At 74.4% G+C, this 24,475-nt stretch carries 27 protein-coding genes and 1 pseudogene; 16 read left to right on the top strand and 12 right to left on the bottom strand.

Annotated features, from left to right (window positions below):
• Positions 1-8 precede the first annotated feature (8 nt).
• The 3 genes from paaB to KCH_RS29745 form a co-directional block, all read right to left on the bottom strand.
• Positions 9-302, bottom strand: a complete 294-nt coding sequence (paaB, locus tag KCH_RS29755; RefSeq protein ID WP_033257582.1) for a 1,2-phenylacetyl-CoA epoxidase subunit PaaB — start codon at positions 300-302, stop codon at positions 9-11.
• Positions 299-1,279, bottom strand: coding sequence for a 1,2-phenylacetyl-CoA epoxidase subunit PaaA (gene paaA, locus KCH_RS29750; RefSeq protein ID WP_063750200.1), 981 nt, complete (start codon positions 1,277-1,279; stop codon positions 299-301). Before paaA ends, paaB begins: the two co-directional genes overlap by 4 nt.
• Positions 1,280-1,473: 194 nt before the next feature.
• Complete coding sequence (locus tag KCH_RS29745; protein ID WP_208866001.1) at positions 1,474-2,685, bottom strand: M20 family metallopeptidase; 1,212 nt, start codon at positions 2,683-2,685, stop codon at positions 1,474-1,476.
• A 651-nt stretch (positions 2,686-3,336) separates the two neighbouring features.
• Between KCH_RS29745 and KCH_RS29740 the strand changes: the two genes are divergently transcribed.
• A complete protein-coding gene (locus KCH_RS29740; RefSeq protein WP_035868058.1) occupies positions 3,337-4,233 on the top strand; it encodes an ADP-ribosylglycohydrolase family protein in 897 nt (298 codons plus the stop codon).
• A 55-nt stretch (positions 4,234-4,288) separates the two neighbouring features.
• Here KCH_RS29740 and KCH_RS29735 read toward each other — a convergent pair whose 3' ends face one another.
• Positions 4,289-4,555: a GlsB/YeaQ/YmgE family stress response membrane protein gene (locus KCH_RS29735; RefSeq protein WP_035868055.1), complete on the bottom strand. Its 267-nt coding sequence runs from the start codon at positions 4,553-4,555 to the stop codon at positions 4,289-4,291.
• A gap of 138 nt (positions 4,556-4,693) precedes the next feature.
• On the opposite strand from KCH_RS29735, the gene KCH_RS29730 reads away from it, so the two are divergent.
• Positions 4,694-5,224 carry an NUDIX domain-containing protein gene (locus KCH_RS29730; RefSeq protein ID WP_035868053.1) on the top strand — a complete coding sequence of 177 codons (531 nt, stop codon included), beginning with the start codon at positions 4,694-4,696 and terminating at the stop codon, positions 5,222-5,224.
• Positions 5,225-5,231: 7 nt separating this feature from the next.
• Here KCH_RS29730 and KCH_RS41790 read toward each other — a convergent pair whose 3' ends face one another.
• From KCH_RS41790 to KCH_RS29710, 5 genes are all read right to left on the bottom strand, one after another.
• Positions 5,232-5,786: a terpene synthase family protein gene (locus tag KCH_RS41790; protein WP_051653592.1), complete on the bottom strand. Its 555-nt coding sequence runs from the start codon at positions 5,784-5,786 to the stop codon at positions 5,232-5,234.
• A complete protein-coding gene (locus KCH_RS38745) occupies positions 5,672-6,235 on the bottom strand; it encodes a hypothetical protein (RefSeq protein ID WP_035868050.1) in 564 nt (187 codons plus the stop codon). The genes KCH_RS41790 and KCH_RS38745 overlap by 115 nt, the downstream gene beginning before the upstream one ends.
• 220 nt (positions 6,236-6,455) lie before the next feature.
• Complete coding sequence (locus tag KCH_RS29720) at positions 6,456-6,713, bottom strand: hypothetical protein (protein WP_035868048.1); 258 nt, start codon at positions 6,711-6,713, stop codon at positions 6,456-6,458.
• A complete protein-coding gene (locus KCH_RS29715; protein WP_051653591.1) occupies positions 6,710-7,240 on the bottom strand; it encodes an RNA polymerase sigma factor in 531 nt (176 codons plus the stop codon). Before KCH_RS29715 ends, KCH_RS29720 begins: the two co-directional genes overlap by 4 nt.
• Positions 7,241-7,438: 198 nt before the next feature.
• A complete protein-coding gene (locus KCH_RS29710) occupies positions 7,439-7,807 on the bottom strand; it encodes a VOC family protein (RefSeq protein WP_035868047.1) in 369 nt (122 codons plus the stop codon).
• A gap of 162 nt (positions 7,808-7,969) precedes the next feature.
• Between KCH_RS29710 and KCH_RS45195 the strand changes: the two genes are divergently transcribed.
• Both KCH_RS45195 and KCH_RS29700 read left to right on the top strand, forming a co-directional pair.
• Positions 7,970-10,885 (top strand): DUF11 domain-containing protein, encoded by a 2,916-nt coding sequence (locus KCH_RS45195; protein ID WP_051653590.1) that lies wholly within the window; start codon positions 7,970-7,972, stop codon positions 10,883-10,885.
• Between the two features lie 98 nt (positions 10,886-10,983).
• On the top strand, positions 10,984-11,394 hold the full coding sequence (locus KCH_RS29700; protein ID WP_035868045.1) for a DUF4440 domain-containing protein: 411 nt from the start codon (positions 10,984-10,986) through the stop codon (positions 11,392-11,394).
• 7 nt (positions 11,395-11,401) lie between these two features.
• Here the strand turns inward: KCH_RS29700 and KCH_RS38005 are convergent, their stop codons facing one another.
• On the bottom strand, positions 11,402-11,917 hold the full coding sequence (locus tag KCH_RS38005; protein WP_063750199.1) for a hypothetical protein: 516 nt from the start codon (positions 11,915-11,917) through the stop codon (positions 11,402-11,404).
• Between the two features lie 112 nt (positions 11,918-12,029).
• On the opposite strand from KCH_RS38005, the pseudogene KCH_RS29690 reads away from it, so the two are divergent.
• The 12 genes and pseudogenes from KCH_RS29690 (at position 12,030) to KCH_RS29635 (ending at position 22,337) form a co-directional block, all read left to right on the top strand.
• Positions 12,030-12,732 (top strand): annotated as a pseudogene (locus KCH_RS29690) (response regulator transcription factor).
• Entirely contained in the window at positions 12,729-14,153 is a 1,425-nt protein-coding gene (locus KCH_RS29685; protein WP_051653588.1) for a sensor histidine kinase, read from the top strand. The pseudogene KCH_RS29690 and the gene KCH_RS29685 overlap by 4 nt, the downstream one beginning before the upstream one ends.
• Before the next feature lie 150 nt (positions 14,154-14,303).
• A complete protein-coding gene (locus KCH_RS29680) occupies positions 14,304-14,612 on the top strand; it encodes a cupin domain-containing protein (protein WP_035868042.1) in 309 nt (102 codons plus the stop codon).
• A gap of 97 nt (positions 14,613-14,709) precedes the next feature.
• Positions 14,710-15,093 carry a hypothetical protein gene (locus KCH_RS29675; RefSeq protein ID WP_035868039.1) on the top strand — a complete coding sequence of 128 codons (384 nt, stop codon included), beginning with the start codon at positions 14,710-14,712 and terminating at the stop codon, positions 15,091-15,093.
• Positions 15,090-15,281: a hypothetical protein gene (locus KCH_RS29670; RefSeq protein WP_035868035.1), complete on the top strand. Its 192-nt coding sequence runs from the start codon at positions 15,090-15,092 to the stop codon at positions 15,279-15,281. The genes KCH_RS29675 and KCH_RS29670 overlap by 4 nt, the downstream gene beginning before the upstream one ends.
• Before the next feature lie 433 nt (positions 15,282-15,714).
• Positions 15,715-16,215, top strand: coding sequence for a cysteine dioxygenase (locus tag KCH_RS29665; protein ID WP_035868033.1), 501 nt, complete (start codon positions 15,715-15,717; stop codon positions 16,213-16,215).
• Positions 16,209-16,607, top strand: coding sequence for a rhodanese-like domain-containing protein (locus KCH_RS29660; RefSeq protein ID WP_035868030.1), 399 nt, complete (start codon positions 16,209-16,211; stop codon positions 16,605-16,607). Before KCH_RS29665 ends, KCH_RS29660 begins: the two co-directional genes overlap by 7 nt.
• Before the next feature lie 74 nt (positions 16,608-16,681).
• A complete protein-coding gene (locus tag KCH_RS29655) occupies positions 16,682-17,725 on the top strand; it encodes an ABC transporter ATP-binding protein (protein WP_035868028.1) in 1,044 nt (347 codons plus the stop codon).
• Entirely contained in the window at positions 17,712-18,374 is a 663-nt protein-coding gene (locus tag KCH_RS29650; RefSeq protein WP_035868026.1) for an ABC transporter permease, read from the top strand. The genes KCH_RS29655 and KCH_RS29650 overlap by 14 nt, the downstream gene beginning before the upstream one ends.
• Positions 18,371-19,084 carry an ABC transporter permease gene (locus tag KCH_RS29645; RefSeq protein WP_051653587.1) on the top strand — a complete coding sequence of 238 codons (714 nt, stop codon included), beginning with the start codon at positions 18,371-18,373 and terminating at the stop codon, positions 19,082-19,084. The genes KCH_RS29650 and KCH_RS29645 overlap by 4 nt, the downstream gene beginning before the upstream one ends.
• The gene (locus tag KCH_RS29640) at positions 19,081-19,995 is read left to right on the top strand and encodes an ABC transporter substrate-binding protein (protein WP_035868024.1); all 915 of its coding nucleotides are present in this window, start codon (positions 19,081-19,083) and stop codon (positions 19,993-19,995) included. Before KCH_RS29645 ends, KCH_RS29640 begins: the two co-directional genes overlap by 4 nt.
• 293 nt (positions 19,996-20,288) lie before the next feature.
• Complete coding sequence (locus KCH_RS29635) at positions 20,289-22,337, top strand: glycosyl hydrolase family 18 protein (RefSeq protein ID WP_035868021.1); 2,049 nt, start codon at positions 20,289-20,291, stop codon at positions 22,335-22,337.
• Positions 22,338-22,408: 71 nt separating this feature from the next.
• On the opposite strand, the gene KCH_RS29630 is transcribed toward KCH_RS29635, so the two are convergent.
• Both KCH_RS29630 and KCH_RS29625 read right to left on the bottom strand, forming a co-directional pair.
• Positions 22,409-23,644 (bottom strand): multidrug effflux MFS transporter, encoded by a 1,236-nt coding sequence (locus KCH_RS29630; protein WP_035868019.1) that lies wholly within the window; start codon positions 23,642-23,644, stop codon positions 22,409-22,411.
• A 196-nt stretch (positions 23,645-23,840) separates the two neighbouring features.
• Complete coding sequence (locus KCH_RS29625; RefSeq protein ID WP_063750198.1) at positions 23,841-24,299, bottom strand: hypothetical protein; 459 nt, start codon at positions 24,297-24,299, stop codon at positions 23,841-23,843.
• Positions 24,300-24,475: the final 176 nt, after the last annotated feature.

The following is a 24,475-nucleotide window of genomic DNA, read 5'->3' as shown; positions in this document are numbered from 1 at the left end:
ACGGAGCGTCAGATGTGCGGAACGTCCTCGGGGATCGGATAGAACGTCGGGTGCCGGTACACCTTGTCCCCGCTCGGCGCGAAGAACGGGTCCTGCTCGTCCGGGCTGGACGCGGTGATCGCGTCCGAGCGGACCACCCACAGGCTCACCCCCTCGTTGCGCCGGGTGTACAGGTCCCGGGCGGCGAGCAGCGCCATCCGGTCGTCGGCCGCGTGCAGCGACCCGACGTGCACGTGGTTCAGCCCGCGCCGGGGCCGCACGAACACCTCGTACAGCGGCCAGGACGCCCGTTCCCCGCTCATTGCGCACTCCCCTTCCGCCCGTGCTTGGCCGCGTACGCCGACGCCGCCTCGCGCACCCAGGCGCCGTCCTCGTGGGCCGCGCGCCGCCGGTCGATCCGCTGCGCGTTGCACGGCCCCTGGCCCTTGATCACCTGCATCAGCTCGGACCAGTCCGGCTCGCCGAAGTCCCAGCTGCCGCGCTCCTCGTTCCACGCGAGCGCCGGGTCCGGCAGCGTCACGCCGAGGATCTCGGCCTGCGGGACCGTCATGTCCACGAAGCGCTGGCGCAGTTCGTCGTTGCTGTGCCGCTTGATCCGCCAGGCCATCGACCGCTCGCTGTTCGGCGAGGCGCCGTCCGGCGGGCCGAACATCATCAGCGACGGCCACCACCAGCGGTCCACCGCGTCCTGCACCATCCGGCGCTGGCCCTCGGTGCCGGCCATCAGCGTCATCAGCAGCTCGTAGCCCTGCCGCTGGTGGAAGGACTCCTCCTTGCAGATCCGCACCATCGCCCGCGCGTACGGCCCGTAGCTGCACCGGCACAGCGGCACCTGGTTGCAGATCGCCGCGCCGTCCACCAGCCAGCCGATCACGCCGACGTCGGCGAACGTCAGCGTCGGATAGTTGAAGATCGACGAGTACTTCTGCCGCCCGTCGATCAGCTTCTCGGTCAGCTCGGCCCGGTCCACCCCGAGGGTCTCCGCCGCCGCGTACAGGTACAGCCCGTGCCCGGCCTCGTCCTGGGCCTTCGCCAGCAGGATCGCCTTGCGCCGCAAGGACGGCGCCCGGGTCAGCCAGTTGCCCTCCGGCTGCATCCCGATGATCTCCGAGTGGGCATGCTGCGCGATCTGCCGCACCAGCGTCGCCCGGTACGCGTCCGGCATCCAGTCCCGGGGCTCCACGCGCTGTTCGTTGGCGACCACCGCCTCGAACCGCGACTGCGCTTCCGCGCTCGCCTCCACCACCCACCTCCCGACTGACCGTTCGGTCGGTTCCATTCTGTACACAGGAGGGGGCCGAAGACAAGAACGTGCGATGAGCGCACGACCGGGGGCGCGGGGAACTGCGCGACCGGCCGTGCACCGGTCCGCAGGGCCGCGGTCACGTGCGAGCCGCTGCCCTGCGTCGCGATCCCGCGGTCGGCTGCCTTCCGCGTCGCGCGGCTCCCGCGCCCCCGGTCGCGCTCCCCGGATCAGCGCAGTCGGGGCAGCGGCACCGCCAGCAGCGCCGCCAGCAGGGCGATCCGCGGTCCCAACTGGTCGATCAGCAGGTGCTCGTGGCGGGCGTGCGGCCCGCCGCCCACCGCGCCGAGGCCGTCCAGGGTCGGCAGGCCCCTGGCGCCGGCGAGGTTGGTGTCCCCCGCCCCGCCCGCGGGCGCGCCGTCGACGACCTGGCCGAGCGCCGCGGCGAGCGAGCGGACGTGCCGCAGCAGCGGGTTCGCGGTGCGTTCGGGCCAGGCCGGCCGGGAGGACAGCACCTCGGTGCGGACGTTCGCGCCGGGCCGGTTCGCGGTCAGGTGGGCGAGCGTGTCGAGGGTGCGGCGCTGGGCTTCGGTGGTGGAGAAGCGCAGCCCGATCTCGGCTTCGGCGCGTCCCGCGACGACGTTCGCGCGGGTGCCGCCGTCGATGCGTCCGGCGTTGAGCTCGGTGCCGGGCTGTCCGCCGAGGTCGCGGACGGCAATCAGCTGGTCGACGAGTTCGTCGATCGCGGAGACCCCCTGCGCGGCGTCGTTCCCGGCGTGCGCCTCGCGTCCGGTGACGGTGAGCCGGACCCGGGTGGAGCCGCGGCGGGCGGTCTTCAAACGGCCGTCGGGGTGGGCGGGTTCGAGTCCGAGGACGGCGGCCGCGCCGCGCAGGTGCTGTTCGACGAGGCGGCGGCCGTCGGGGCTGCCGACCTCCTCGTCGGAGACCACGACCATCCGCACCGGTCGGTGCGGGCGTTGGCCGAGGTCGGCGAGGAGCGCGAACGCGCCTTCCAGCAGGGCGAGTCCGCCCTTCATGTCGAGGATGCCGGGGCCGGTGAGGCGCCCGTCCTGCTCCTCGACGGGCCAGTCGGCGAGGGTGCCGACCGGCCAGACGGTGTCGTGGTGGCCGACCACCAGCAGGTGCGGCAGGTCCTCGTGCCGGCCGGGCCAGTTGAGCACCAGGTGGTCGCCGTGCTCGCAGCGCTCGCGGGTCGCGGTGGCGCCGGTGGCGGTGTAGCCGGCGGCGATGTCTTCGGCGAGGGTGTTCAGCCGGGTGGCGTCGCCGGACGGGGTCTCGGTCCGGGCGAGGTCCGCGCAGCGCTTGCGGACGGCGGCGGTGAGGGTGCGGGCCCGACTGGTCAGGGTGCGGGGCAGGCCCGGCAGCGCGGCGGTGGCGAAGGCCGGTGCGGCGGTGGCCAACGGCGGGGTTGCGGTGGCCAACGGCGGTGCGGCGGCGGTTGGTTCGCCGGTTCCGGTCGGGGCTGCGGGAGGGGCGGGTTGCGGCTCGGGGGCCACGGTATGGGGACTCACTGCGCACCCCCGGTGGGGCGCGGATCACTGGGAGGTATCGCCGGTACGGGCGTCGCGGGAATCTGCTGCGACCTCGGGCTCGGTCGTGGCGTCCGGTGCGACCTGGGGCTGGGCAACACGGTGTCCTCCTCGCTCGGTCCGCGACCCCGGCTCGGCCCGGGGTCCGGGGACGTCGGTCTCCGTTCCTCGGTGCGGGCAAGCACGTTGGCAGGGACCGAGAGCCGAGCCTATGAGATCCGTTCGGCTCCCTGCGAGGTGGCCTGTCCGCTCGACCCGCCGGATCCGGTCCTGGTTCGGGCACGGGCCCCGGGCCCGGCACGGCGGTCGGGACGCGGACTTCCGAGCGCGTCCGTCTTCACCTTGAACCCGCGAGGGCGAATCGGCACCGCGAATCGCCCACGATCGAGCGAACCCCGTCCGGGGGATGACGCCGAATCAGCCTTTGGCACCAGTCCCGGAGTCGCGTCGGCGGACGCCCGCCGGCCGACCCGAAATCGGTTCGACGGACCGCCCGCCGGCTCGCCAGAATCGTCGGCATCCACCCGTCCCCGAGGAGTCACCGTGTTCCCCGTTCCGCCGCCCGCCCTCGACAGCCTGAACGGCCTCGCCCTCGGCGATGCCTTCGGAGATCGCTGGTTCCACCCACCGGTGGACGAGGCCTCGGCGGACGTCGCGGCCCGGCTGGTCCGGCCGGGGCCGTGGCACTGGACGGACGACACCGCGATGAGCCTCGTCCTGGTGCGTCACCTGCGCGACCGGGGCGAGGTCGAACCGGCCGCGCTGGCGCGGGAGTTCGCCGCCGAGTACGCGGTGGCGCCGCACCGCAAGTACGGGCCGTCGATGCACCGGGTGATGCGTGCGGTGCACGCGGGCGAGGACCATCTCGCCGTCACCCGGGCGCTGTTCGACGGGCAGGGCTCGCACGGCAACGGCGCGGCGATGCGGGTCGCGCCGCTGGGCGCGTGGTTCGCGGACGACCTGGCGGTGGTCGCCGAGCAGGCGGCCCGTTCGGCGACGGCGACGCACGCGCACCCGGAGGCGGCGGCCGGGGCGTGCGCGGTGGCGCTGGCGGCGGCGCTGGCCGTCCGCTCGCGGGGCGGGGCGGCGACGCCGCGGGCGGAGTTCCTGCGGGAGGTGGCCGGGCTGCTGCCGGAGTCCGAGGTCCGGTCCGGGCTGCGGATCGCGGCCGCGCTCCCGCCGGGCACGAGCGTCCGGCACGCCTCGGTGGTGCTCGGTTCGGGGTTCGGGGTCTCGGCGCAGGACACCGTCCCGTTCGCGCTCTGGTCCGCCGCCGGGCACCCGGACGACCTCGCCGAGGCGCTCTGGCAGACCCTCACCGGCTGGGGCGACATGGACACCACGTGCGCGATCGCCGCGGGCGTGGTCGCCGCCCGCACCGGCCTCGCGGGCGTCCCGGCCGGCTGGTCGGCCGCGCGGGAGCCGCTGCCCGCGCTGTGAGCCGGAACGGGAGATGCCCCGGCCTTCCGGGCCGGGGCATCGGTTCGACGGTGGGTCAGTCGCGCGACCTGCCGAACAGCAGGCGATAGACGATCAGCAGCGCGAGTGCGCCGGCGATCGCGGAGATCCAGGTCGGCAGGTCGAAGAAGTGCACGTTGATGGACTTGTGCAGGATCTTCGAGGACAGCCACCCGCCGATGAACGAACCGGCGATGCCGATCAGCGTGGTGATGACGATGCCGCCCGGGTCCTTGCCGGGAAGCAGCAGTTTCGCGATGGCTCCGGCGAGGAGCCCGAGGATGATCCAACTGACAATGCCCATGCCGCTCTCCTGCCCTGCGCCACGAGGGCCAACCCCGTCGTGCTCGCCCTGATCAGGACGTCCGGCGGGGACCGTTCGGTTCCGGCCGCCGCCCGGCGCCCCGCTGCGGTAGCGTCCGGGGCGGAAGGGGGTGCCGGGATGCGGTGGACGGTGCACGGCGAGCGTCCGGTGTACGAGGACCCGTGGCTGAACGTGTGGGTCGCGGACGTCGAACTGCCGGACGGGCAGCGGTTCGAGCACCACGTGGTGAAGCTGCGCCGGCTCGCGGTGGCGGCGGTGGTGAACGACCGCCGCGAGGTGCTGATGCTGTGGCGGCACCGGTTCATCACCGACACCTGGGCGTGGGAGCTGCCGATGGGCCTGGTCGAGGCGGGCGAGGACCCGGCGGCCGCGGCGGCCCGGGAGGCGCTGGAGGAGACCGGCTGGCGGGTGTCGGACGTCCGCCCGCTGATCTACGCGCAGCCGGCCGCGGGCATCACCGACGCCGAGCACTTCGTGTTCCGCGCCGAGCCGGTGGAGTTCACCGGTCCGCCGGTCGAGCAGAACGAGTCCGACCGGATCGCGTGGGTCCCGCTGGCGGAGCTGCGCGGCCTGGTGGCCCGCCGCGAGGTGGTCAGCGGCGCGACGCTGGTCGGCGTGCTCGCGCTGCTGCTCGACGAGGCGGGCTGACGGCCGGTCAGCGGGCCGCCGTCCAGTGGATCAGCGCGTGCGCGTGGCGGACCAGGCCGCGGGCGTGCCGGCGGACGGACGTGGGCCAGTGGGAGCCGCGGGCGATGCCGTCGGCGAGGAACTCCAGCACGGTGAGTTCGGCGGCGCACAGTTCGGCGACCCGGGCGGCGGCGCTGTGCGGCGGCAGGCCGCGGTGGACCTCCAGGGCGCGCGGCAGGGTGCGGCCGGGGGCGGCGGTCGCGGTCCGGCCGGCGCCGAGGTCGCCGGTCCAGCGGACCAGGTGCTGAAAGCGCGTCAGCAGGTCGGTGAGCTGCGGGTGGCGGTGCAGGTGGTCGGGCAGGTCGAGGCCGTGGGCGAGTTCGACCCAGTCGGCCGCGCAGCGCGCCGCGCCGTCGGGCTCCCGGTGGGTCAGGTACTGCGGGACGGTCGGGACGGTGCCGTCGGCGCTCAGCTGCGCGAGCGAACTGTCCAGGTGGCTGCGGAAGTCGGCGTCGTGGCGGGCCTGCCAGTCGGGTCCGGTGAGCGCCGCGGCTTCCCGGCGGAGCTCCTCGAACGCCCGCACCAGCGCGGCCCTTCGCCCGGCGCGGCGGCGGAGGCGGAGGCGGAGGCGGAGGCGCCGCCGGTGAACAGCGAGTGCAGCGCGCCGATGGTGTGCCGGGCGGCGCCGGTCGGGTCGCCGGTCCACCGGTCGTCGACGTGCTCGTCGAGGATCCGGGTCAGCACCAGCCACTTGGCGGCGGTCCGCAGCCCGGGCCCGGCGGGGACGTCGCCCCAGCAGCGGGCGGCGAGTTCGAGGTGGCCCCGGTCGAGGAACCGCGCGGTGCCGGCCGCGTCCAGGACGCCGGTGCCGGCCAGCCAGTGGGTGAGTTCGGCGCGCAGCGCGTCGACGTGCGGGTGCGGCGGCGGGGCGGGCGTGCGGGCGAGCAGCTCGGACAGCGGCCCCGCGGACGGGAGTTGGCCGGGGACGGGGAGGTGCGCGGGGGCGGGGAGGTGCGCGGCGGCTGGGCTCATGACGGCTGGCTCCTCCGCCGCTCGGGGGCGTTCGACGGGACGAGTCTGGTCGACCGGCCGGGGCGGACGGTGCAGAACCGGCGGCCGTTCCCCCGCCCGGCCGATCCGCTCCGATGATGGGCCCGTCCGATGATGGGCCCGGCTCCACCTGTCCAGGAGCCGGGCCGCTCGGATCACACCCGTCGCCCCACCACCGTCCCTCCCCCGTCGACTCCCGGGTTCAGGCCCGTTCGAGCCTGCACTGCCCGTCGTGGCACTCGCGCCGCAGCCGGCCCCGGGAGAGGGTCTGCGCCAGCCCGATCGCCCAGCACATCGGGCAGCCGCGCAGCGCGACCAGCCCGAGCGGGGCCAGCAGCAGGGAGACCGGGCCGGTCACCGGCCACAGGGCGAAGGCGGCGGCGATCCCGCCGAAGCCGAGGGCGCCGCGCAGCAGATGGCGCGTCAGGGTGGCGCTGGCGAAGTCCCCTTGTCCGCTCACCGGGGGCCTTCGAGTTCGGCCCGGACGGCGGCCCGGGCCCGGTGCAGCCGGGACTTCATCGCGGCGGTGCTCAGGCCGAGCGCCTCCGCGACCGCCCGGCCGCCGTACCCCTGCAGGTCGCGCATGATCAGCACCCGCCGCTGGTCGGCGGGCAGCGCCGCGATCGCCGCGGCGACCCGTTCGGCGTCGAGCCGGCGCAGCGCCTCCTGTTCGGCGGAGTCGGCCGGTTCGGCCGGGGTCTGCGGCACGGCGGGCGCGGTGCGGATCCGCCGCAGGCACTCGTTGCGGACGATCCGGAACATCCAGGAGGCGAGCGCTCCGGTGGCCCGGAGCATGCCGATCCGCCGGTAGAGGATGATCAGCGCCTCCTGTGCCGCGTCCTCCGCGTCCTCGGGGCTGGCGCACAGCGAGTGGGCGAACCGGCGCACCTTGGGGTGGGCGCCGGCCACCAGCGCGTCGATCGAGTCCGGGTCGCCGCAGCGGGCTGCGGCGATCACCTCCTCGGCGGGCCAGGCCGTCTCAACCACGCTTGCCCCGCTTCGACTTGAGCACGAACGCGCAGGTGCAGATCAGCACCGCGCCGGCGCCGAGGGCAAGGGCGAGCACCATGGGGGTCTCCTCCGAGCTGTTCCGTTCCGGCGGCCGTCCGCCGGTGTGTGCCCGTAAGAGGGGGCGGCGGCCGAAAAGGATTCGGGCCGGCCCGGGGAGACCCGGCGCGGGGACGCTCAGGCCTCGCGCTCGGCCTTGCTGCGCTCGACGCAGAACTCGTTCCCCTCGATGTCGGCGAGCACGACCCAGCCGGTGCCGTCCTCCCGGCGCCGGTCGTCGACCAGCACCGCGCCGATGCCGAGCAGCCGGGTGACCTCCTCGTCGCGGGTGCGGTCCTGCGGCTGGAGGTCGAAGTGCAGGCGGTTCTTGCCGGTCTTCGCCTCCGGGACGGTCACGAACAGCAGGCCGGCGCCCTCGATCAGCGCCTCCGGGTCTCCCGGGTGGTCGTCGTCGTGCAGGGGCTGGCCGAGCGCCTCCGCCCAGAAGGACCCGAGCGCGTAGGGGTCGAGGCTGTCGATGGTCACGTGGCGAATCAGAGAGCTCATGCGACGGGATTCTCACGTCCGTGCGCGGTGCCCGCAAGCAGGTTTCCCGAGGTCGGGCCGCCGGTCCGCGACATGCCCCCGTTCAGCCGGAAGGCCCGATCGCTGACGATTCGTCAGCTTACGATCCGTCCGTTCCCGGACATTTCACGGAAGGCAGCCGCGATGGCGCGTCGATGGTGGGTCGGACTGATCGTGGCGGGGGCGCTCGGCGCCGCCACGCTACCCGTGGGGCCGCAACCGGCCAGGGCGGCGGCGGGCGACCCGTTCCCGGTCGGGCCCGGCCTGGTGTTCGTGGCCCAGGGCCCGGCCCGCGGAGAGCCCACCACCCTGTACGACGCGGTGCAGGGCGCGGGCCAGATCACCTTCGTCCGGCAGGGCACGGCCGCGTTCGGCTACAACGCCATGGGCTTCCACCTGTCCGACCACTACCTGTACGCGATCAACGACAACGGCGGCCTGGTGCGGGTCGGCCAGGGCGGCGCGGCCACCAACTTCGGCCAGGTAGGCCTGCCGTCCAGTCAGTACAACTACAACCAGGGCGCGTTCGGCGAGGGCCCGACCCGGGACCTGCTGTACGTCCGGCTCGCCACCGCGGACAACCACCTGTACGCGGTCGACGTGGTCAACCACACCACCACCGCGATCACGCTGTCCGCCCAGGTGCCGAACCTCTCCGACTTCGTCTGGCTGCAGGGCTACCTGTGGGGCGTGTACGGCGAGGGCGACCGGCTCTACCGGATCGACCCGAACACCGGCGCGGTCCTCTCGGTGGCCGCGCCGAAGCTGCCCGCCAACCCGTACGGCGCGCAGTGGGTGTACGGCAACGGCAACATCGGCATCTCCAACAACGTCACCGGCACCGTCTACCAGTTGCAGCTGCTCAACCCCGCCTCGGACACCCCGTCCGCGGTGATCGTCTCCAGCACCAAGGGCCCGGCGAACACCCAGAACGACGGCGCGTCCTACCCGGGCGAGATCACCGACCTGGCGATCAGCAAGGCCGGGCCCGCCACCTGGAACCCGAACGACACCGTGACCTACACCCTCACGGTGACCAACAACGGCCCCGGCGTCTCCTCCGGCTTCGTCGTCCGGGACACCCTGCCGGACAGCCTCTCCAACCCGGCCACCAGCACCGAGGGTTGCGCGATCGCCCCGGACGACAACGGGCACAACGTGCTGCAGTGCGGCGGCGCGGCGCTGAACCCCGGGCAGAGCGCCACGATCACGGTGACCGGCACCGCGCCGGCCGTCGCGGGCACCGACTGCGCGACCGACGGCATCACCAACACCGCCGAGGTGCTGGGCAACGAGGCCGACCCGAACCTCACCGACAACAGCTCTACCTCCACCGCGTGCCCGGCCGGCACCCCGACGCCGTCGTTCAGCATCTCCAAGACCGCCTCGGTGCAGAGCCCGGACTTCGCCGCCCCCGGCGACCGGGTCACCTACACGGTGACCGTCGCCAACACCGGGACCGTCGCCTACACCGACGACGGCCCCGCCTCGTTCTACGACAACCTGTCCGACGTGCTGGACGACGCGACGATCGACCCGGCCTCCCTCACCGGCGGGGCCCGGGTCGTCGACGACAGCATCGCCTGGTCCGGCCCGCTGCCCGTCGGCGGCACCCACACCGTCGGCTACACGGTGGTGGTGAACAGCCCCGGCAGCGGCGACCACGTGCTGCGCAACGCCGCCGTCCCCAACGGCACCGGCACCGGCACCTGCGCCGACGTGTGCGAACGGGTCACCCCCGTCGCCGAGTACGCGCTGAGCAAGACCGCCGCGCCGCCCGCGGTCGGCCCCGGCGGGACGGTCACCTACGCACTGACCGTCACCAACACCGGCGCCGTCCCGTTCGGCGTCGGCCCCGGCTCGGCGCCGCCGGTGCACCTCACCGACGACCTGTCAGGTTTCCTGGACAACGCCGCCTACAACAACGACGCCAGCAGCGGCGGCACCCTCGACGGCAGCTCGCTCTCCTGGGACCTGAACCTGCCGGTCGGCGCCAGCACCACCGTGACGTACTCCGTCACCGTCCACCCGGACGTCCCGCCGGACGCCACGCTGACCAACGTCGCCGCCCCCAACGCCCCGTACGGGCACTGCACTTCGGACGCGGCCTGCACCACCACGACGCCTATCGCGGCCTTCACCGTCTCCAAGGCCGCCTCCACCGACACGGCGGCCCCCGGTGACCGGGTCAGCTACACGGTCACCGTCACCAACACCGGCGGCACCGACTTCACCACCGCCAACCCCGCCTCGTTCACCGACGACCTGTCCGACGTCCTGGACGACGCCACCTACAACAACGACGCCAGCAACGGCGCGACGCTGACCGGCACCACGCTCTCCTGGTCCGGCCCCCTCGCGGCCGGCGCCAGCACCACCGTCACCTACAGCGTCACCGTCACCAACGGCGGCAACCACGTGCTGCGCAACACCGCCACCCCCGGCCCCGCCGGGACCTGCGCGGCGACCTGCAACTGCAGCACCGAGACGACCATCGTCGGACCGACACCCAGCCCGACGCCGACGCCGTCTCCCACGCCGAGCCCGTCTCCGACGCCGTCTCCGACGCCCACCCCGAGCCCCACCCCGAGCCCGAGCCCGACACCCACTCCCACGCCCACGCCGACCCCGACTCCGACGCCCACCCCCACCCCGACGCACAGCCCGTGTCCGACCCCGCCCCCGTGCCCCCCGCACAAGCCGTGTCCGACGCACAAGCCGTGCCCGTCGCACAGCCCCACGCCGACGCCGACCCCCACGCCCACGCCGTCGAACAGCCCGTGCCCGAGCCCGACCCCCACGCCCAGCCCGACACCGACCCCCACGCCGACGCCGAGCCCGTGCCCGACCAACGGCCCGTGCCCGTCGCACAGCAAGCCGGAGCACTCCCCCGGCCACGGCGGCGGCCACCAGGGCGGCCACGGCGGTGAGGGCGGCGGCCACGGCCACCTGCCGGACACCGGTGCCGACCTCGCCGTCCCGGCCGGGGCCGCGGCCGGTGCGACCCTGCTGGCCGGCGGAGCGCTGCTGTGGTGGCGCCGCCGGGGTCACCGGCACTGACTGCGTAGCTGACTGACCGTCCGGGCGGGCCCGTCGTCGACGGGCCCGCCCGCCTGCTGTCGCCCCTCGCCCGCCAGTGCAATGTTACTGTTCGGCCCATGTCGCACTCCACCGTGAAAGCCGAACTCGACCGCCTGACCGCCGAGTTCTTCGCCGCCTTCGACAACCGCGACGGCCGCCCGGCCGACGTCGCCCGGCTCCGCCGCCTGATGCTCCCCGGCGGCGTCATCGTGGTGACCTCCCCGACCTACCTGGCCTACACCGTCGAGGAGTTCGTCGCGCCGCGCGAACTGCTGCTCTCCGACGGCCGGTTGACCGAGTTCCACGAGTGGGAGACCGGCGAGCACACCGACATCGCCGAGGGCATCGCCTGCCGCATCGGCGAGTACCGCAAGTCCGGGTTCCTGAACGGCGAGCCCTACGAGGGCAGCGGCACCAAGACCTTCCAGTTCGTCCGCACCCCGGAGGGCTGGCGGATCTCGGCCTTCGCCTGGCACGACCAGCCGTAGCGGCCCGTCAGGACGGGATCCGGGCCAGCAACTCCCGGGCTGCCCGGGTCAGATGGTCGCGGGCGTCGGCCGGGCGGCCCGGCCCGCCGGGGTCCTGGAGGGCTCTCACCGCCTCGACCATGGGCGCCAACTCCGCGCATTCGCCATAGGCTTCGGCGACGTTCTCGATGACGAGCTCGGCGCCGTCCCAGGGGTCCAGCCAGCCGCCGACCACCTCGGCCGCGTACCAGCGGGCCAGCGCGAGGCGGCCCTGCCAGTAGTCCTCGGGCGGCCGGAAGCCGAAGCCGAGCTCGTCCATCACCCGGTGGAAGAGCTCCGGGACCTGGTCCAGTTCGGCCCGCAGCAGCCCGGCGAGCAGCGGCAGTGACGGCGTGTCGACGCCCGCGACCAGCGCGCGGACGGCGGCCTCGACCAGCTCGGCCGGGTCGCCGTACTGGCCGTCGACCCAGCGGTGGGCGAGCCCCCGCAGCTCCCGTACCGCCGCCTCGCCGCCCGCTCCCGGAGCTCCCACCGTCCTCGCCATGGTCGCATCCTGCCCCGCGCCGGCCGCCGAGGGCCAGCGGCTCTCATCTCGCTGTGCCACAGTCGTTCCCCGCACACAGGGCAGGGGACGGGAAGGACCGGAGGTGACCGGGGTGGCCGGGCGGGTGCTGGTGGTGGACGACGACGCGGCGATCCGGCGGAGCCTGTCGCGGGGCCTGCGGCTGAGCGGCTTCGCACGTCGCGGTGGCGGCGGACGGGCCGGAGGCGCTCGCGGCCGTCGCCGACGGCCCGCCGGACGTGCTCGTGCTCGACGTCGGGCTGCCGGGCCTCCCGGGGACGGAGGTGTGCCGGGCGCTGCGCGGCCGGGGCGACGACACCCCGGTGCTGATGCTGTCCGCGCTGGACGAACTCGCGGACCGGGTGGCCGGATTGCAGGCCGGCGCGGACGACTACCTGGTGAAGCCGTTCGCGCTGGAGGAGCTGGTGCTGCGCCTGCACGCGCTGCTGCGCCGCCGGCCGCCGCAGCCGTCCGACCTGCTGCGGGTGGGGCCGTTGCGGATCAATCCGGAGACCCGGGAGGCGTTCTGGGCGGAGGAGGAACTCCGGCTGACCCGCCGGGAGTTCGAGCTGCTCACCCAGTTCGCCCGCAATCCGGGCATCGTGCTCTCCCGGGAGCTGCTGCTGGACCGGGTCTGGGGCTACGACTTCGAGGTGCGCAGCGACGCCGTCGACACCTTCGTCTCCTATCTGCGCCGCAAGCTGGAGGCTTCCGGCCGGCCCCGCCTGATCCACACTGTGCGCGGGGTGGGCTTCGTCCTCCGCTCCCCCAACGGCCCGGCGGGGGACGGCCGGTGAAGCTCTCGACCCGGATCGCGCTCGGCGCCGCCGTGCTGGTGCCGCTGCTGGTCGCGGCGGCCGCCGCCCTCCTGCTGCCGCTGGTCGGCGCGGACCTGCACCGCCGCCAGGACGACCGGCTGAACGACCGTGCGGCCGCCCTGCTGCCCGCCTCCCGGGCCCTGCTGACGGCCGACACCAAGGGCCGGCCCCGGGCCGAACAGAACCAGCAGCGCAAGGTCCTGGACGCCGCGCTGGACGCGGGCGTCCGGGTCGCGGCGGCCGACGGCACCGTCCTGCTGGCGGCGGGCTCGCAGCCGGAGGATCCGCAACTCCTGCCGGACCAGGGTCTGATGACGGTGCGCCAGAACGGCATCGCCTGGCGGGTCCTGACGGTGAAGCTGAACAGCGGCGGCGCCACCGGCACGCTGTGGGTGCTCTCCCCGGCGAACGCGCCGGCGGACGAACTGCGGGCGGTGCGGCGGCGGGTGCTGCTGGTGGCGCTGCTGGCGGCGCCGCTCTCGGGGCTGATCGCCTTCGGGCTGGCCGAGCGCGCCACCCTGCCGCTGCGCCGGCTGGGCCGCCGGGCAGCGGCGCTGGACCCGCGGACGGGGCACGCGGTGTTCGCGCACACCCGGACGGGCACCGCCGAGGTGGACGAACTCTCCGGCGCGATCGCCCTGTTGCTGTCCCGGTACGACGAGCAGGCGGCCCGCACCGCCCGGGCGCTGGACACCGCGCGCTCGTTCTCCTCGGCGGCCTCGCACGAGCTGCGCACCCCGCTGATGAGCCTGCGCACCAACCTGGACGTGCTGTCGGCGCACCCGGACCTGCCGGCGGCCGAACGCGCGGAGATCCTGGACGAGTTGCAGCAGGACCACGCCCGCACGGTCGACCTGCTGGGCGCCCTGTCGATGCTGGCCCGGGGCGACCTGGTCGAGGTGTCGGCGTTCGGCCCGGTGGAGCTGGCGGAGCTGGTGGCCGCCGCCGTCGCGGAGGCCGCCCGCCGCCGGCCGGAGGCCGTGTTCCGCCCCGAACTCCCTTCCGGGGCGGTGGTGTTCGGCTGGGACGCGGGCCTGCGCATCCTGCTCGACAACCTGCTCGCCAATGCGGCCGTGCACGGCGGCGCGGCGGGCCGGCCCGCCGAGGTGGACGTCCGGCTGCGGGTCGACGGCGACACCGCCCGCCTCACCGTGGACGACCGCGGCCCGGGCATCCCGCCCGCCGAACGCGCGGCCGTCTTCCACCGCTTCCACCGCCGCCCGGGCAGCCCGGCTCCGGCCTGGGCCTCACCCTGGTCGCCCAACAGGCGGCCCTGCACCGGGGTTCCGCCACCGCCACGGACCGCCCGGACGGACCGGGCTGCCGCCTGGAGATCCGCCTCCCGCTGCTCCTCGACCGCACCGGCAGCCCGCAACTCCCGGTCCCGAGGCCCTGGCTGACGGCGGCGCAGCTGCCGCTCCCGGACGCCGCGGACACCGTGGACGGCGGATTTTGCCGAACGGTCGACCAACCGGGCCCCGATCCGGCATAGCGTCGGCGCATCCACCGACCACCACCGGGCCGGGTTCCGGCCCGCGAGGAGTGCCGCCATGCCCCCGATCGACCTGACCGAGACCGCCGACGCCCTTCCGGAGGCGTGGAGTTCGCTCCCGCTCGGCCTGCCGGGCCCGACCGCGCTGAAGGTGCTGCGGATGGACGGCCGCCCGCTGCCGCCGGAGCGCCACGACGCGGCGGAGGCGCTGCTGGTGCTGGACGGGGTGCTGCGCCTGCTCGTGGACGGCGTTCCGGTCGAGCTGCGGGCCGGGCAGTTGTTCGTGGTCGGCGCGGGTGTGGAGCACGCCGTCGCCCCGGGCAGCACGGGCACCCTGGTCCTGGTCGAACCGGCCGCCGCGGCCTGAGCCCGCCGTCCCACAGGGTTTCCACAAGAACCGCCCGTACGGTCCCGTCGACGGCCGGGCAGCAGTCCGGCCGGGACCGATCGGGAAGGGGAGAGTCATGCGGATCAACCGGACGGTCGCCGCGGCGGGAGTGCTCGCGCTGGCGGGGGCGCTGCTGGCGGCGGGGCCCGCGGAGGCGGCCGGCGGAGCGCCGAAGGGCGACGGGGCGAAGTCGATCTGCAAGCGGCTGCCGAAGACCCAGCAGCGGATCGACAAGGCGCTGGACCGCCTGCACGGCGACGCCGCCGCGAACGGCTCGATCGCGCGGCTGGAGCAGCGGGTGGACAACGCGCACAAGGCCGGCCACGCGGAGATCGAGAAGTACCTGAGCGACCGGCTGACGGTCCGTCGGGGCCTGCTGCCGACCCTGGAGGCCCGCAAGGCGGACCTGAAGTCGGTCGCGGACTGGTGCGCGAAGAGCGCCCCGGCGGCGGGCAAGTGACCCGCCGCCCGGCCGCCGCCCTGGCGGCGCTCGCGCTGGCCGCGGTGGCCCTGCTGACGGCCTGCGGGCCGGCCTCCGGGCCGGGGAAGGCCCCGGACGACGCGCAGGTCCAGCAGATGCAGCAGAAGGTGGACGCGGCGGACAGCGCCGCCGACCGGGCCGACGACAACGCCGGCCAGGACAACTGACCCACCCCCGGAACCCCGGCGGCCCGTGCTCTCCCCGGAGCGCGGGCCGCCGGCCTTCCCGGATCATGGGACGTGAACGTCCACCATGCGAACGGTGGCGTGGCGGAACTTGACGCGCCGCCACCGGGTCGTGAAGCATCGGCGGCATGAATCCCGGCACCTTCCTGGTCTGCCGCCTGCACGTCGACCTGCGACGCCAGGCGAGCGACATGTGTGCCTGTTGACGCTTCCCGCCTGACCCCGCGCGCCCCCCGGTGAGTCCTCCCGGGGCCTTCGCACGGACCTCCTGCCCCACCCCCGCCCCGCCCGTCCGGCGGCGCGCCCCCTCGTCGTCCCGTCCGCTCCGCCGGAGCCGATCGCCCGCCGCCGTCCGCCGTTCGCCGGCCGGGGCGGCCCTCGGCGACGGCCGCCCCGGCACTCCCGGAGGAGTCCCATGCCCACCGTCCCGGCCGAATCCGTCCTCGACGCCCCGCCCCGCCCGCCGCTGTCGCCGAACGCGCTGCGCCGGATCGTCCGCGACCTCGCCGAGCGCCCCGAGCGGTGGCTGCACCGGGTGCGGCTGTCCGCCGAGGACCGCTGGTACGAACGCCTGGAGCTGGCGCAGGACTACGAGGTGTGGCTGATCAGCTGGCTGCCGGGCCAGTCCACCGGGTTCCACGACCACGGCGGCTCGCGCGGGGCGTTCACGGTGGCGCTCGGCGAGCTGGAGGAGCTGGCGCTGGCCGGCCCCGAGCACGGGCTGACGGTGCGCCGGCTGCCCTCGGGCAGCGAGCGGGCGTTCGGGCCGCAGTACCTGCACGATGTGCGCAACACCTCGCCGGGGCCGGCGGTGACGCTGCACGCCTACTCGCCGCCGCTGAACGAGATGTCCCGCTACGAGCTGCGGGCCGGCGGCCTGGTGCGGACCGCGACGGAAGGACCGGAGCAGTGGTGACCACGGTGGACGAGCTGCTGGCGCGGGCCCGGGCGGGCCTGGACCGCCCGGGGCCGGAGCAGGCCTGGGCGGCGGTGACGGCCGGGGCCCGGCTGGTGGACATCCGGCCGGCCGCGCAGCGGGCCCGGGAGGGTGAGATCCCGGGGGCGCTGGTGATCGAACGGAACGTGCTGGAGTGGCGGCTCGATCCGACGGGCAGTCACCGGATCGCCGAGGCGACCGGGTACGACGTGCACTGGATCGTGGTCTGCTCGGAGGGCTACGCCTCGTCCTTCGCGGCCGCGTCCTTGCGGGAGTTGGGGCTGTTCCGGGCGACGGACCTGGACGGCGGGTTCGTCGCCTGGGCGGCGGCGGGGCTGCCCACCCGTTCGGTGGATCAAGGTTTGCGGTGAGACCGGGGCGGGAAGCCGGACAGACGTATTCAGATCAGTGTTCGAAAATTTGCTCGTCCAGCGCTAGGACTTCCGTGATCAGATTCGAGGGCGCCGCCAAGCGCCACCCCGACGGCACGGTTGCCGTCCGAGGCCTGGACCTCGACGTGCCCGCGGGCCGGACGACCGTGCTGGTCGGCCCGTCCGGGTGCGGCAAGACCACCATCCTGCGGATGGTCAACCGGATGGTGGTGCCGACCGGCGGCCGGGTGCTGCTGGACGGCACCGACGTGGCCGAGCTGCCGGCGGCGCAGCTGCGGCGCGGCATCGGGTACGTCATCCAGCAGGCCGGGCTGTTCCCGCACCGCCGGGTGATCGACAACGTGGCGACGGTGCCGCGGCTGCTCGGCTGGGACCGCAAGCGGGCCCGCGCGCGGGCGGCGGAGCTGCTGGAGCTGGTCGGCCTGCCGCCGGAGACCGCCCGCCGCTACCCGGCGCAGCTCTCCGGCGGCCAGCAGCAACGGGTGGGCGTGGCACGGGCGTTGGCGGCCGACCCGCCGGTGCTGCTGATGGACGAGCCGTTCAGCGCGGTCGACCCGCTGGTGCGCGCCGGGCTCCAGGAGGAACTGCTGCGCCTACAGGCCGAGTTGGGCAAGACGGTGCTGTTCGTGACGCACGACATCGAGGAGGCGGTCCGGCTCGGCGACCGGGTGGTGGTGCTGCGCGAGCACGGCGAAATCGCCCAACTCGCGGACCCGCACACCCTGTTGACCGCCCCGGCGGACGCCGGCGTGGCGGCCTTCCTGGGCCGCGACCGGGGCCTGCGCGGCCTGGGCCTGCGCCCGGCCGCCGACGTCCCGCTCGCCAAGCTCGAACCCGCCTACGAGGACTGGAAGCTGACGCTCGATCAGGACGGCCGTCCGGAGCACTGGCTGCGCGACGGCCGGCCCCACCCGGTGCCGGTGTTCGCCCCGGCCCGGGACACCCTGCGCGCGGCGCTGGACGCGGCGGTGCTCGCCCCGTCCGGGCACGCGGTGGCGGTGGACGCGGACGGCCGGGCGATCGGCACCGCGAGCCGGGCCGCCGTGGTGGCGGCGCTGGCTGACGAGGGCGCGCAGGTGAACCATGCTGGACGGTGAGCCGCTGGTCCGCTGGCACTGGCTGGGCGACCACCTGGGCTACCTGGCCGGCCTGACGGGCGATCATGCGGTGATCGCGCTGGTCCCGGTGCTGATCGGCCTGCTGCTGGCGGTGCCGCTGGGCCTGGCCTGCACGCGCTTCCCGCGGCTCTACCAGCCGCTGGCCGCGGTGTTCAACGTGGTGTACGCGCTGCCCTCGTTGGCGGTGTTCGTGGTGCTGATCCCGTACACCGGCCTGGCCACCCGGGAGACCGTGATGGTGCCGCTGACCTGCTACGCGCTGGCGGTGCTGCTGCCGACCACGGTGGACGGGCTGCGCGCGGTGCCGGAGCCGGTGCGGCAGGCGGCCACCGCGATGGGCTACGGGCCGTGGCACCGGCTGGCGGCGGTCGAACTCCCGGCCGCCGTGCCGTACCTGATCGCGGGCCTGCGGGTGGCGGCGGTGTCCTCGATCTCGCTGGCGGCGGTCGGCGCGCTGGTCGGCCGCGGCGGGCTCGGCTACCTGTTCGTGGACGGCTTCCAGCGGACCTTCCCGACCCCGATCCTGGCCGGCATCGTGCTGGTGGCGCTGCTGGCGCTGGTCTGCGACCTGCTGCTGGTGGCGGCCCGCCGGCTGCTCGCGCCGTGGGCGGCGGAGGTGGCGCGGTGAACTGGCTCGACTGGCTGAACACCTTCTTCACCGACCCGGCGCACCGCTCCGGTCCGGACTCGATCCTGAACCGGGTGCTCGAACACCTGGCGTTCTCCGCCGAGGCGCTGGCGCTGGCGGTACTGCTCGCGGTGCCGCTGGGCCTGCTGATCGGCTACACCGGGCGCGGCCTGTTCCTGGTCACCGCGCTGACCGGCGTCGCCCGGGCGCTGCCCACCCTGGGCCTGGTCACCTTGGCGGTGCTGCTCGCCGGGGTCGGCGACACGGCGGTGCTGCTGCCGCTGACGGCGCTGGCCGCGCCGCCGCTGCTGGTGGCCGCCGCGGAGGGCGTCCGCGGCACCGACCCGGACGTCCGGGACGCCGCCCGCGGCATCGGCCTGACGCACCCGCAGACGCTGTTCCAGGTCTGCGTGCCGTCCGCGCTGCCGACCCTGCTCGCGGGCGCCCGCACCGCCGCCGTGCAGGTGATCGCCACCGCCACGGTCGCCGCGTACGTCGGCCTCGGCGGCCTCGGCCGGTACGTGATCGACGGCCTGGCCACCCGGGACTTCCCCACCACCGTCGGCGGCGCGCTCCTGGTGGTGCTGCTGGCGGTGGCGGTCCAACTGCTGTTCGCCCTGCTCATCCGGTCCGCGTCGCCGCGTGCGGCGCGCACCGTCCACACTGACGAACCCGCGGGCTCCCCCGCACTGTCGAAGGACTCCATATGACGACCCGTCCGGTCCGAACCGCCGTCGCCGCCGCCGTGCTGATGCTCGGCGCGGCGGCCTGCTCCTCCTCCGGCGGGGGCGACCCGCTGGCCGCGAAGACCACTGCCGGGGCGGGAGGCTCGGGGAAGACCGTGGTGGTCGGCTCGGCGAACTTCCCGGAGAACGTGCTGCTGGCGTCGATCTACTCGCAGGCCCTGCAGGCCAAGGGCGTGAAGGTCGAGGAGAAGTTCAACATCGGCAGCCGGGAGGTGCTGTACGGGCAGCTCCAGTCCGGCGCGCTGACGGTGCTGCCGGAGTACAACGGCGCGCTGCTCGGGTACCTGGACGCCAAGTCGACCGCGACCGGCAAGGACGCGGTGAACACCGAGCTGGCGGCGAAGCTGCCGGCCGGCCTCGGCATCCTGGACTCGGCGGCGGCCGAGGACAAGGACTCGCTGACGGTCACCCAGGACACCGCCGACCGGCTCGGCCTGAAGTCGATCGCCGACCTCACCGGCAAGGCGCAGGACCTGGTGGTGGGCGGCCCGCCGGAGTTCAAGTCGCGCCGCGAGCAGCAGTTCAAGGACGTGTACGGGCTGACCTTCAAGGAGTGGAAGCCCACCGCCGACACCACCGCCAACGCGCTCAAGGACGGCACCGTCCAGGTCGGCAACGTGTTCACCACCGACCCGAAGATCGTCCAGCTGAAGCTGGTCTCGCTGAGCGACCCGAAGAACCTGTTCAGCTCGCAGAACGTCACCCCGCTGGTGAACAAGGCGGGCCTGGACGCCACCGGGACGGCCGCGCTGAACGCGGTCTCGGCGAAGCTCGACACCGCCGGGCTGACGGCGCTGATGAAGCGCGTCGCGGTGGACAAGGAGGACCCGTCGGCGGTCGCCAAGGACTGGCTGAAGAGCAACGCGCTGAACTGACCCCGGCGCGCCCGCGCCGCCCGTCGGCCCCGCACCCGCAGGATCGGGTGCGGGGCCGACGGCGTGTCAGGACGCCTGCTGGGACGGACAGTTAGGAGTCTTGACAGATCAGTGGTCCAGACCAACCATGGGAGCGTTGTTTTCCCGACCGGAACGCATCGTGGGGGTGTGACCACCGGCCGGGGCTGTCGTAACGCCCCGCACCACCCCGGCACTCCCTGTACCAGGCCGATCCCCTGCCCCGTGCCCGAACAGCGACACGAGGGCGTCCACCCATGCCTGATGGAGCCTCGATGCGCCTTCACCGACCACTCCAAGCGCTGCTCGCCACGGGCGCGATGGCGGCCGCCTCGCTGGGGCTGATCTCCGCCCCCGCGCAGGCCGCCACTCCGCTGCCGCAGCGCGTCTTCGCCCCGTACTTCGAGTCCTGGACGGGCGAGAGCCCGGCCGCGCTGTCCGCCCAGTCCGGCGCCAAGCACCTCACCATGGCCTTCCTGCAGGCCGCCACCAAGGGCTCCTGCACCGCGCTGTGGAACGGCGACACCTCGATGCCGGTGTCCAACGCGGTCTTCGGCTCGGACATCGCCACCATCCGCGCCAACGGCGGCGACGTGATCCCGTCCTTCGGCGGCTACACCGCCGACAACACGGGCACCGAGATCGCCGACTCGTGCACCGACGTCAACCAGATCGCCGCGCAGTTCGAGAACGTCATCACCACCTACGACGTCTCCCGGATCGACCTGGACATCGAGGACAACTCGCTGACCAACACCGCCGGCATCGACCGCCGCAACAAGGCGATCAAGATCGTCGAGGACTGGGCGGCCGCCAACGGCCGGAACATCCAGTTCAGTTACACCCTGCCGACCACCACCGGCGGCCTGGCCTCCAGCGGCCTCGCGGTGCTGAAGAACGCCGTCACCAACAACGCGCGCATCGACGTCGTCAACCTGATGACCTTCGACTACTACGACAACCAGTCGCACGACATGGCCGCGGACACCCAGACCGCCGCGCAGGGCCTGTACAACCAGCTGGCCAAGCTGTACCCGACCAAGACCTCCGCCCAGCTGTGGGGCATGATCGGCATCATCGAGATGCCCGGCATCGACGACTTCGGCGCCGCCGAGACCTTCACCGTCGCCAACGCCACCGCGGTCTACAACTGGGCCGTCTCCAAGGGCATCAACACGCTGTCCTTCTGGGCGCTGCAGCGCGACAACGGCAACTGCCCCGGCACCGGCGCCCGCGACGACTGCTCGGGCATCGCGCAGAACAAGTGGGACTTCAGCCACATCTTCTCGCAGTTCACCAGCAGCACCGTGCCGGCGAACGACTTCTCGGTGTCGCTGAACCCGGCCAGCGGCTCGGTCACGGCCGGCGCGTCCGCGTCGACCACCGTCAACACCGCCGTCACCTCCGGCGCCGCGCAGACCGTCAACCTGTCGGTCGCCACCACGCCGGTGGCCGGCCTGAACGTGTCGCTGAGCTCCTCCACCGTCACCGCGGGCGGCTCCGCCACCCTGAACGTCTCCACCACCTCGGCGGTGCCGAACGGCAGTTACCCGCTGACCGTGACCGGCACCGGGGCGAGCGGCTCGCACTCCGCGACCTACACCCTGACCGTCACCGGCGGCACCACCGCCTCCGACTTCTCGCTCTCGCTCTCCTCCGGCGCGGGCAGCGTGCAGGCCGGCTCCGCCACCTCCAGCACCGTCAGCACGGCCGTCACCTCCGGCACCGCCGCGACCGTCGGCCTGTCCGTCTCCGGCGCGCCGGCCGGCGTCACCGCCACCGTCAGCCCGGCCAGCGTCACCGCCGGCGGCTCCGCCACGCTGAACGTCTCCACCACCGCCGCGACCGTCCCGGGCACCTACACCCTGACCGTCACCGGCACCGGCGCGGGCAAGACCCACACCGCGACCTACGCGCTCACCGTCACCGGCACCACCCCGACCGGCGGCCTGGTCAACGGCGACTTCGAGACCGGCAGCCTCGGCCCGTGGACCTGCCAGAGCGGCGGCGCGGTCGTCGGCAGCCCCGTGCACGGCGGCTCCAAGGCCCTCCAGGTCGTCCCGACCGCCGGCGCCACCGGCCAGTGCGAGCAGACCGTCACCCTCGCCCCGAACCACGCGTACACCCTGACCGCCTGGGTCCAGGGCCCGTACTCGTACGTCGGGGTCAGCGGCGGCGCCACCGCCTCCTCCTGGGCCAACGGCTCGGCCTGGACCAAGCTGACCGTCCCGTTCACCACGGGCGCCAGCGGCACCGTCACCGTCTACCTGCACGGCTGGTACGGCCAGGGCAACGTCTTCGGCGACGACTTCTCCATCGCCTGACACCCCGGCAGTACGACGGCGCCCGGCCGGTGGCTTCCCGCCACCGGCCGGGCGTTCGTCCTGACGGCGCGTCAGCGGCGGCGGTACAGCGGCAGGAAGGACAGCAGCGCCAGCAGCGAGCAGCCCAGCACGATCAGGCCGAGCGCGGTCGCGGACGGGTGCCCGCCGACGCTGCTCAGCGGGGCCACCACCGAACCGCACAGGAAGGTGCCGGTGCCGAGCAGCGCGGACGCCGAACCCGCCGCGTGCGGGGCCATGGTGAGGGCCTGTCCGTTGGCGTTCGGCAGGATCACGCCCATCGAGCCCATCAGCACCGCCAGCGCCGGCCACACCCCGGCCAGTCCGGCGTCCCAGACGGTGGTGCACAGCACCACGGCCACCCCGGCCGCGGTGGCCACCGCGAGCGCCGACACCAGCAGCACCGGTCCGGGGAAGCGCTGCACCAGCACCCGCCCGTTCAGCTGCGTGACGGCCAGCAGCACGATCGAGTTGACGGCGAACACCAGGCTGTAGGTCTGCGGCGAGATCCGGTACACGTCCTGCAGCACCACCGACGAGCCGCCGACGTACGCGAACAGCGCGCCGAACGCGAAGGTGCTGGTCAGCAGGTAGCCCAGGAACGGGCGGTCGCGCAGCAGCCCGCCGATCGCGCGGACGGTGGTGCCGAGGCCGTCGCCGTGGCGGCGCTCCGGCGGCAGGGTCTCCGTGATGCCGAGCGCCGAGCCGGCCGTGAGCAGCGCACCGAACACGACCAGCGTGAAGAAGGTGCCGCGCCAGTCGGTGAAGTGGAGCAGCTGGCCGCCGGCCACCGGGGCGAGGATCGGGGCCAGGCCGGATATCAGTCCCATGGTGGCGAGGAAACGTATCATCGGGACGCCTTCGAGCCGGTCCCGGACGATCGCCCGGGCGATCACCAGCCCCGCGGAGCCGGCCACGCCCTGCAGCGCGCGGCCCGCGACCAGCATCGCCATCGAGTCGGCGAGGGCGCACATCACGCTCGCCGCGGTGTACACCACCAGCCCGACCAGCAGCGGGCCGCGGCGGCCGACCCGGTCGCTGAGCGGACCGAACAGCAACTGGCCGAACGCCATCCCGAGCAGCGAGCCGGTCAGCGTCAACTGGGCGGCGGGCGCGGTGGAGTGCAGGTCCGCGGTCAGCTCGGGCAGCGCGGGCAGGTACAGGTCGGTGGTCGCCGGCCCGAGCGCGGCGAGGCTGCCCAGGACGGCCACGGTGGCGGCCGCGAACGGGGCCTTGCCGCTCGAACCGGCCGCGCCGGCGGCGGTCGGCGCGGTGGCGGGTGCCGGCACGGTGGCGGGTGCCGGCCGGTGGCGGGTGCCGGCGCGGTGGCGGGCGCGGGGTCGGTTCGGCCGGGGCTGCGGGGACGGTCTGGTCGCCGTCGGCGTCGACGGTCGGGCCTGGCATGGTGCTCCTAGGGGTGGCGGGTATGCGCACCGTCCTATCGCATCCGCCGCACCGCCCGACAGGCCGGGTCCCGGCCGACGTTCAGTGCACCGGCACGCCGCTCGGCCGGGCGCTGGCCGCCACCGCCGCGTCCTGCCAGCCGTACAGCTGGTCGCCGATCAGCGCGACGTCGTACATCCCGCAGTGCGCGTTCGCCCGCTGCGGCATGTCCTTGGGGAACCAGTGCGCCCGCAGGTGCACGTTGCCGACCGGCCGGCCCTCGGTGCACCCGGCCGGGAGCACCCGGTCGGGCAGGGTGGCCCGGATCAGCCGGTCGCCGTCGTGAGTGCCCGTCAGGAACGCGATCCGCAGCGCCGTGTCGGGCAGCCAGGACGGCACCTCGTGCTCCTCGGCCTTGGCGGCGGCGCCCGTCGGGTACCGCGCCGTCTGGTCCATCCGGTCCTGCGCCTGCTGGATCGCGGCCGGACCGACCATCACCACCAGCGCCGCGACGGCCGCGCCGCCGAGCACCACCGCCGTCGCCTTCCGTGCGCCACCCATCTCCGCCAACCCCTCCGCCGTGTCCCCGTCCCCTCCATCGTCGACCCGGCCGAGCCCGCGAACCATGCCCGTCAAGTACCGAACCGCATAGTCCCGAAGGCCTACCCCCGGCCGCCGCCCCCCACCTTCCGGCGGATCCCGCCCACCCCCGAGGGGGACCCGGCTCCCCCGGGGCT

This window comes from Kitasatospora cheerisanensis KCTC 2395, assembly GCF_000696185.1.
Lineage (GTDB): Bacteria > Actinomycetota > Actinomycetes > Streptomycetales > Streptomycetaceae > Kitasatospora > Kitasatospora cheerisanensis.
This window is presented reverse-complemented; position numbering and strand designations above follow the sequence as displayed.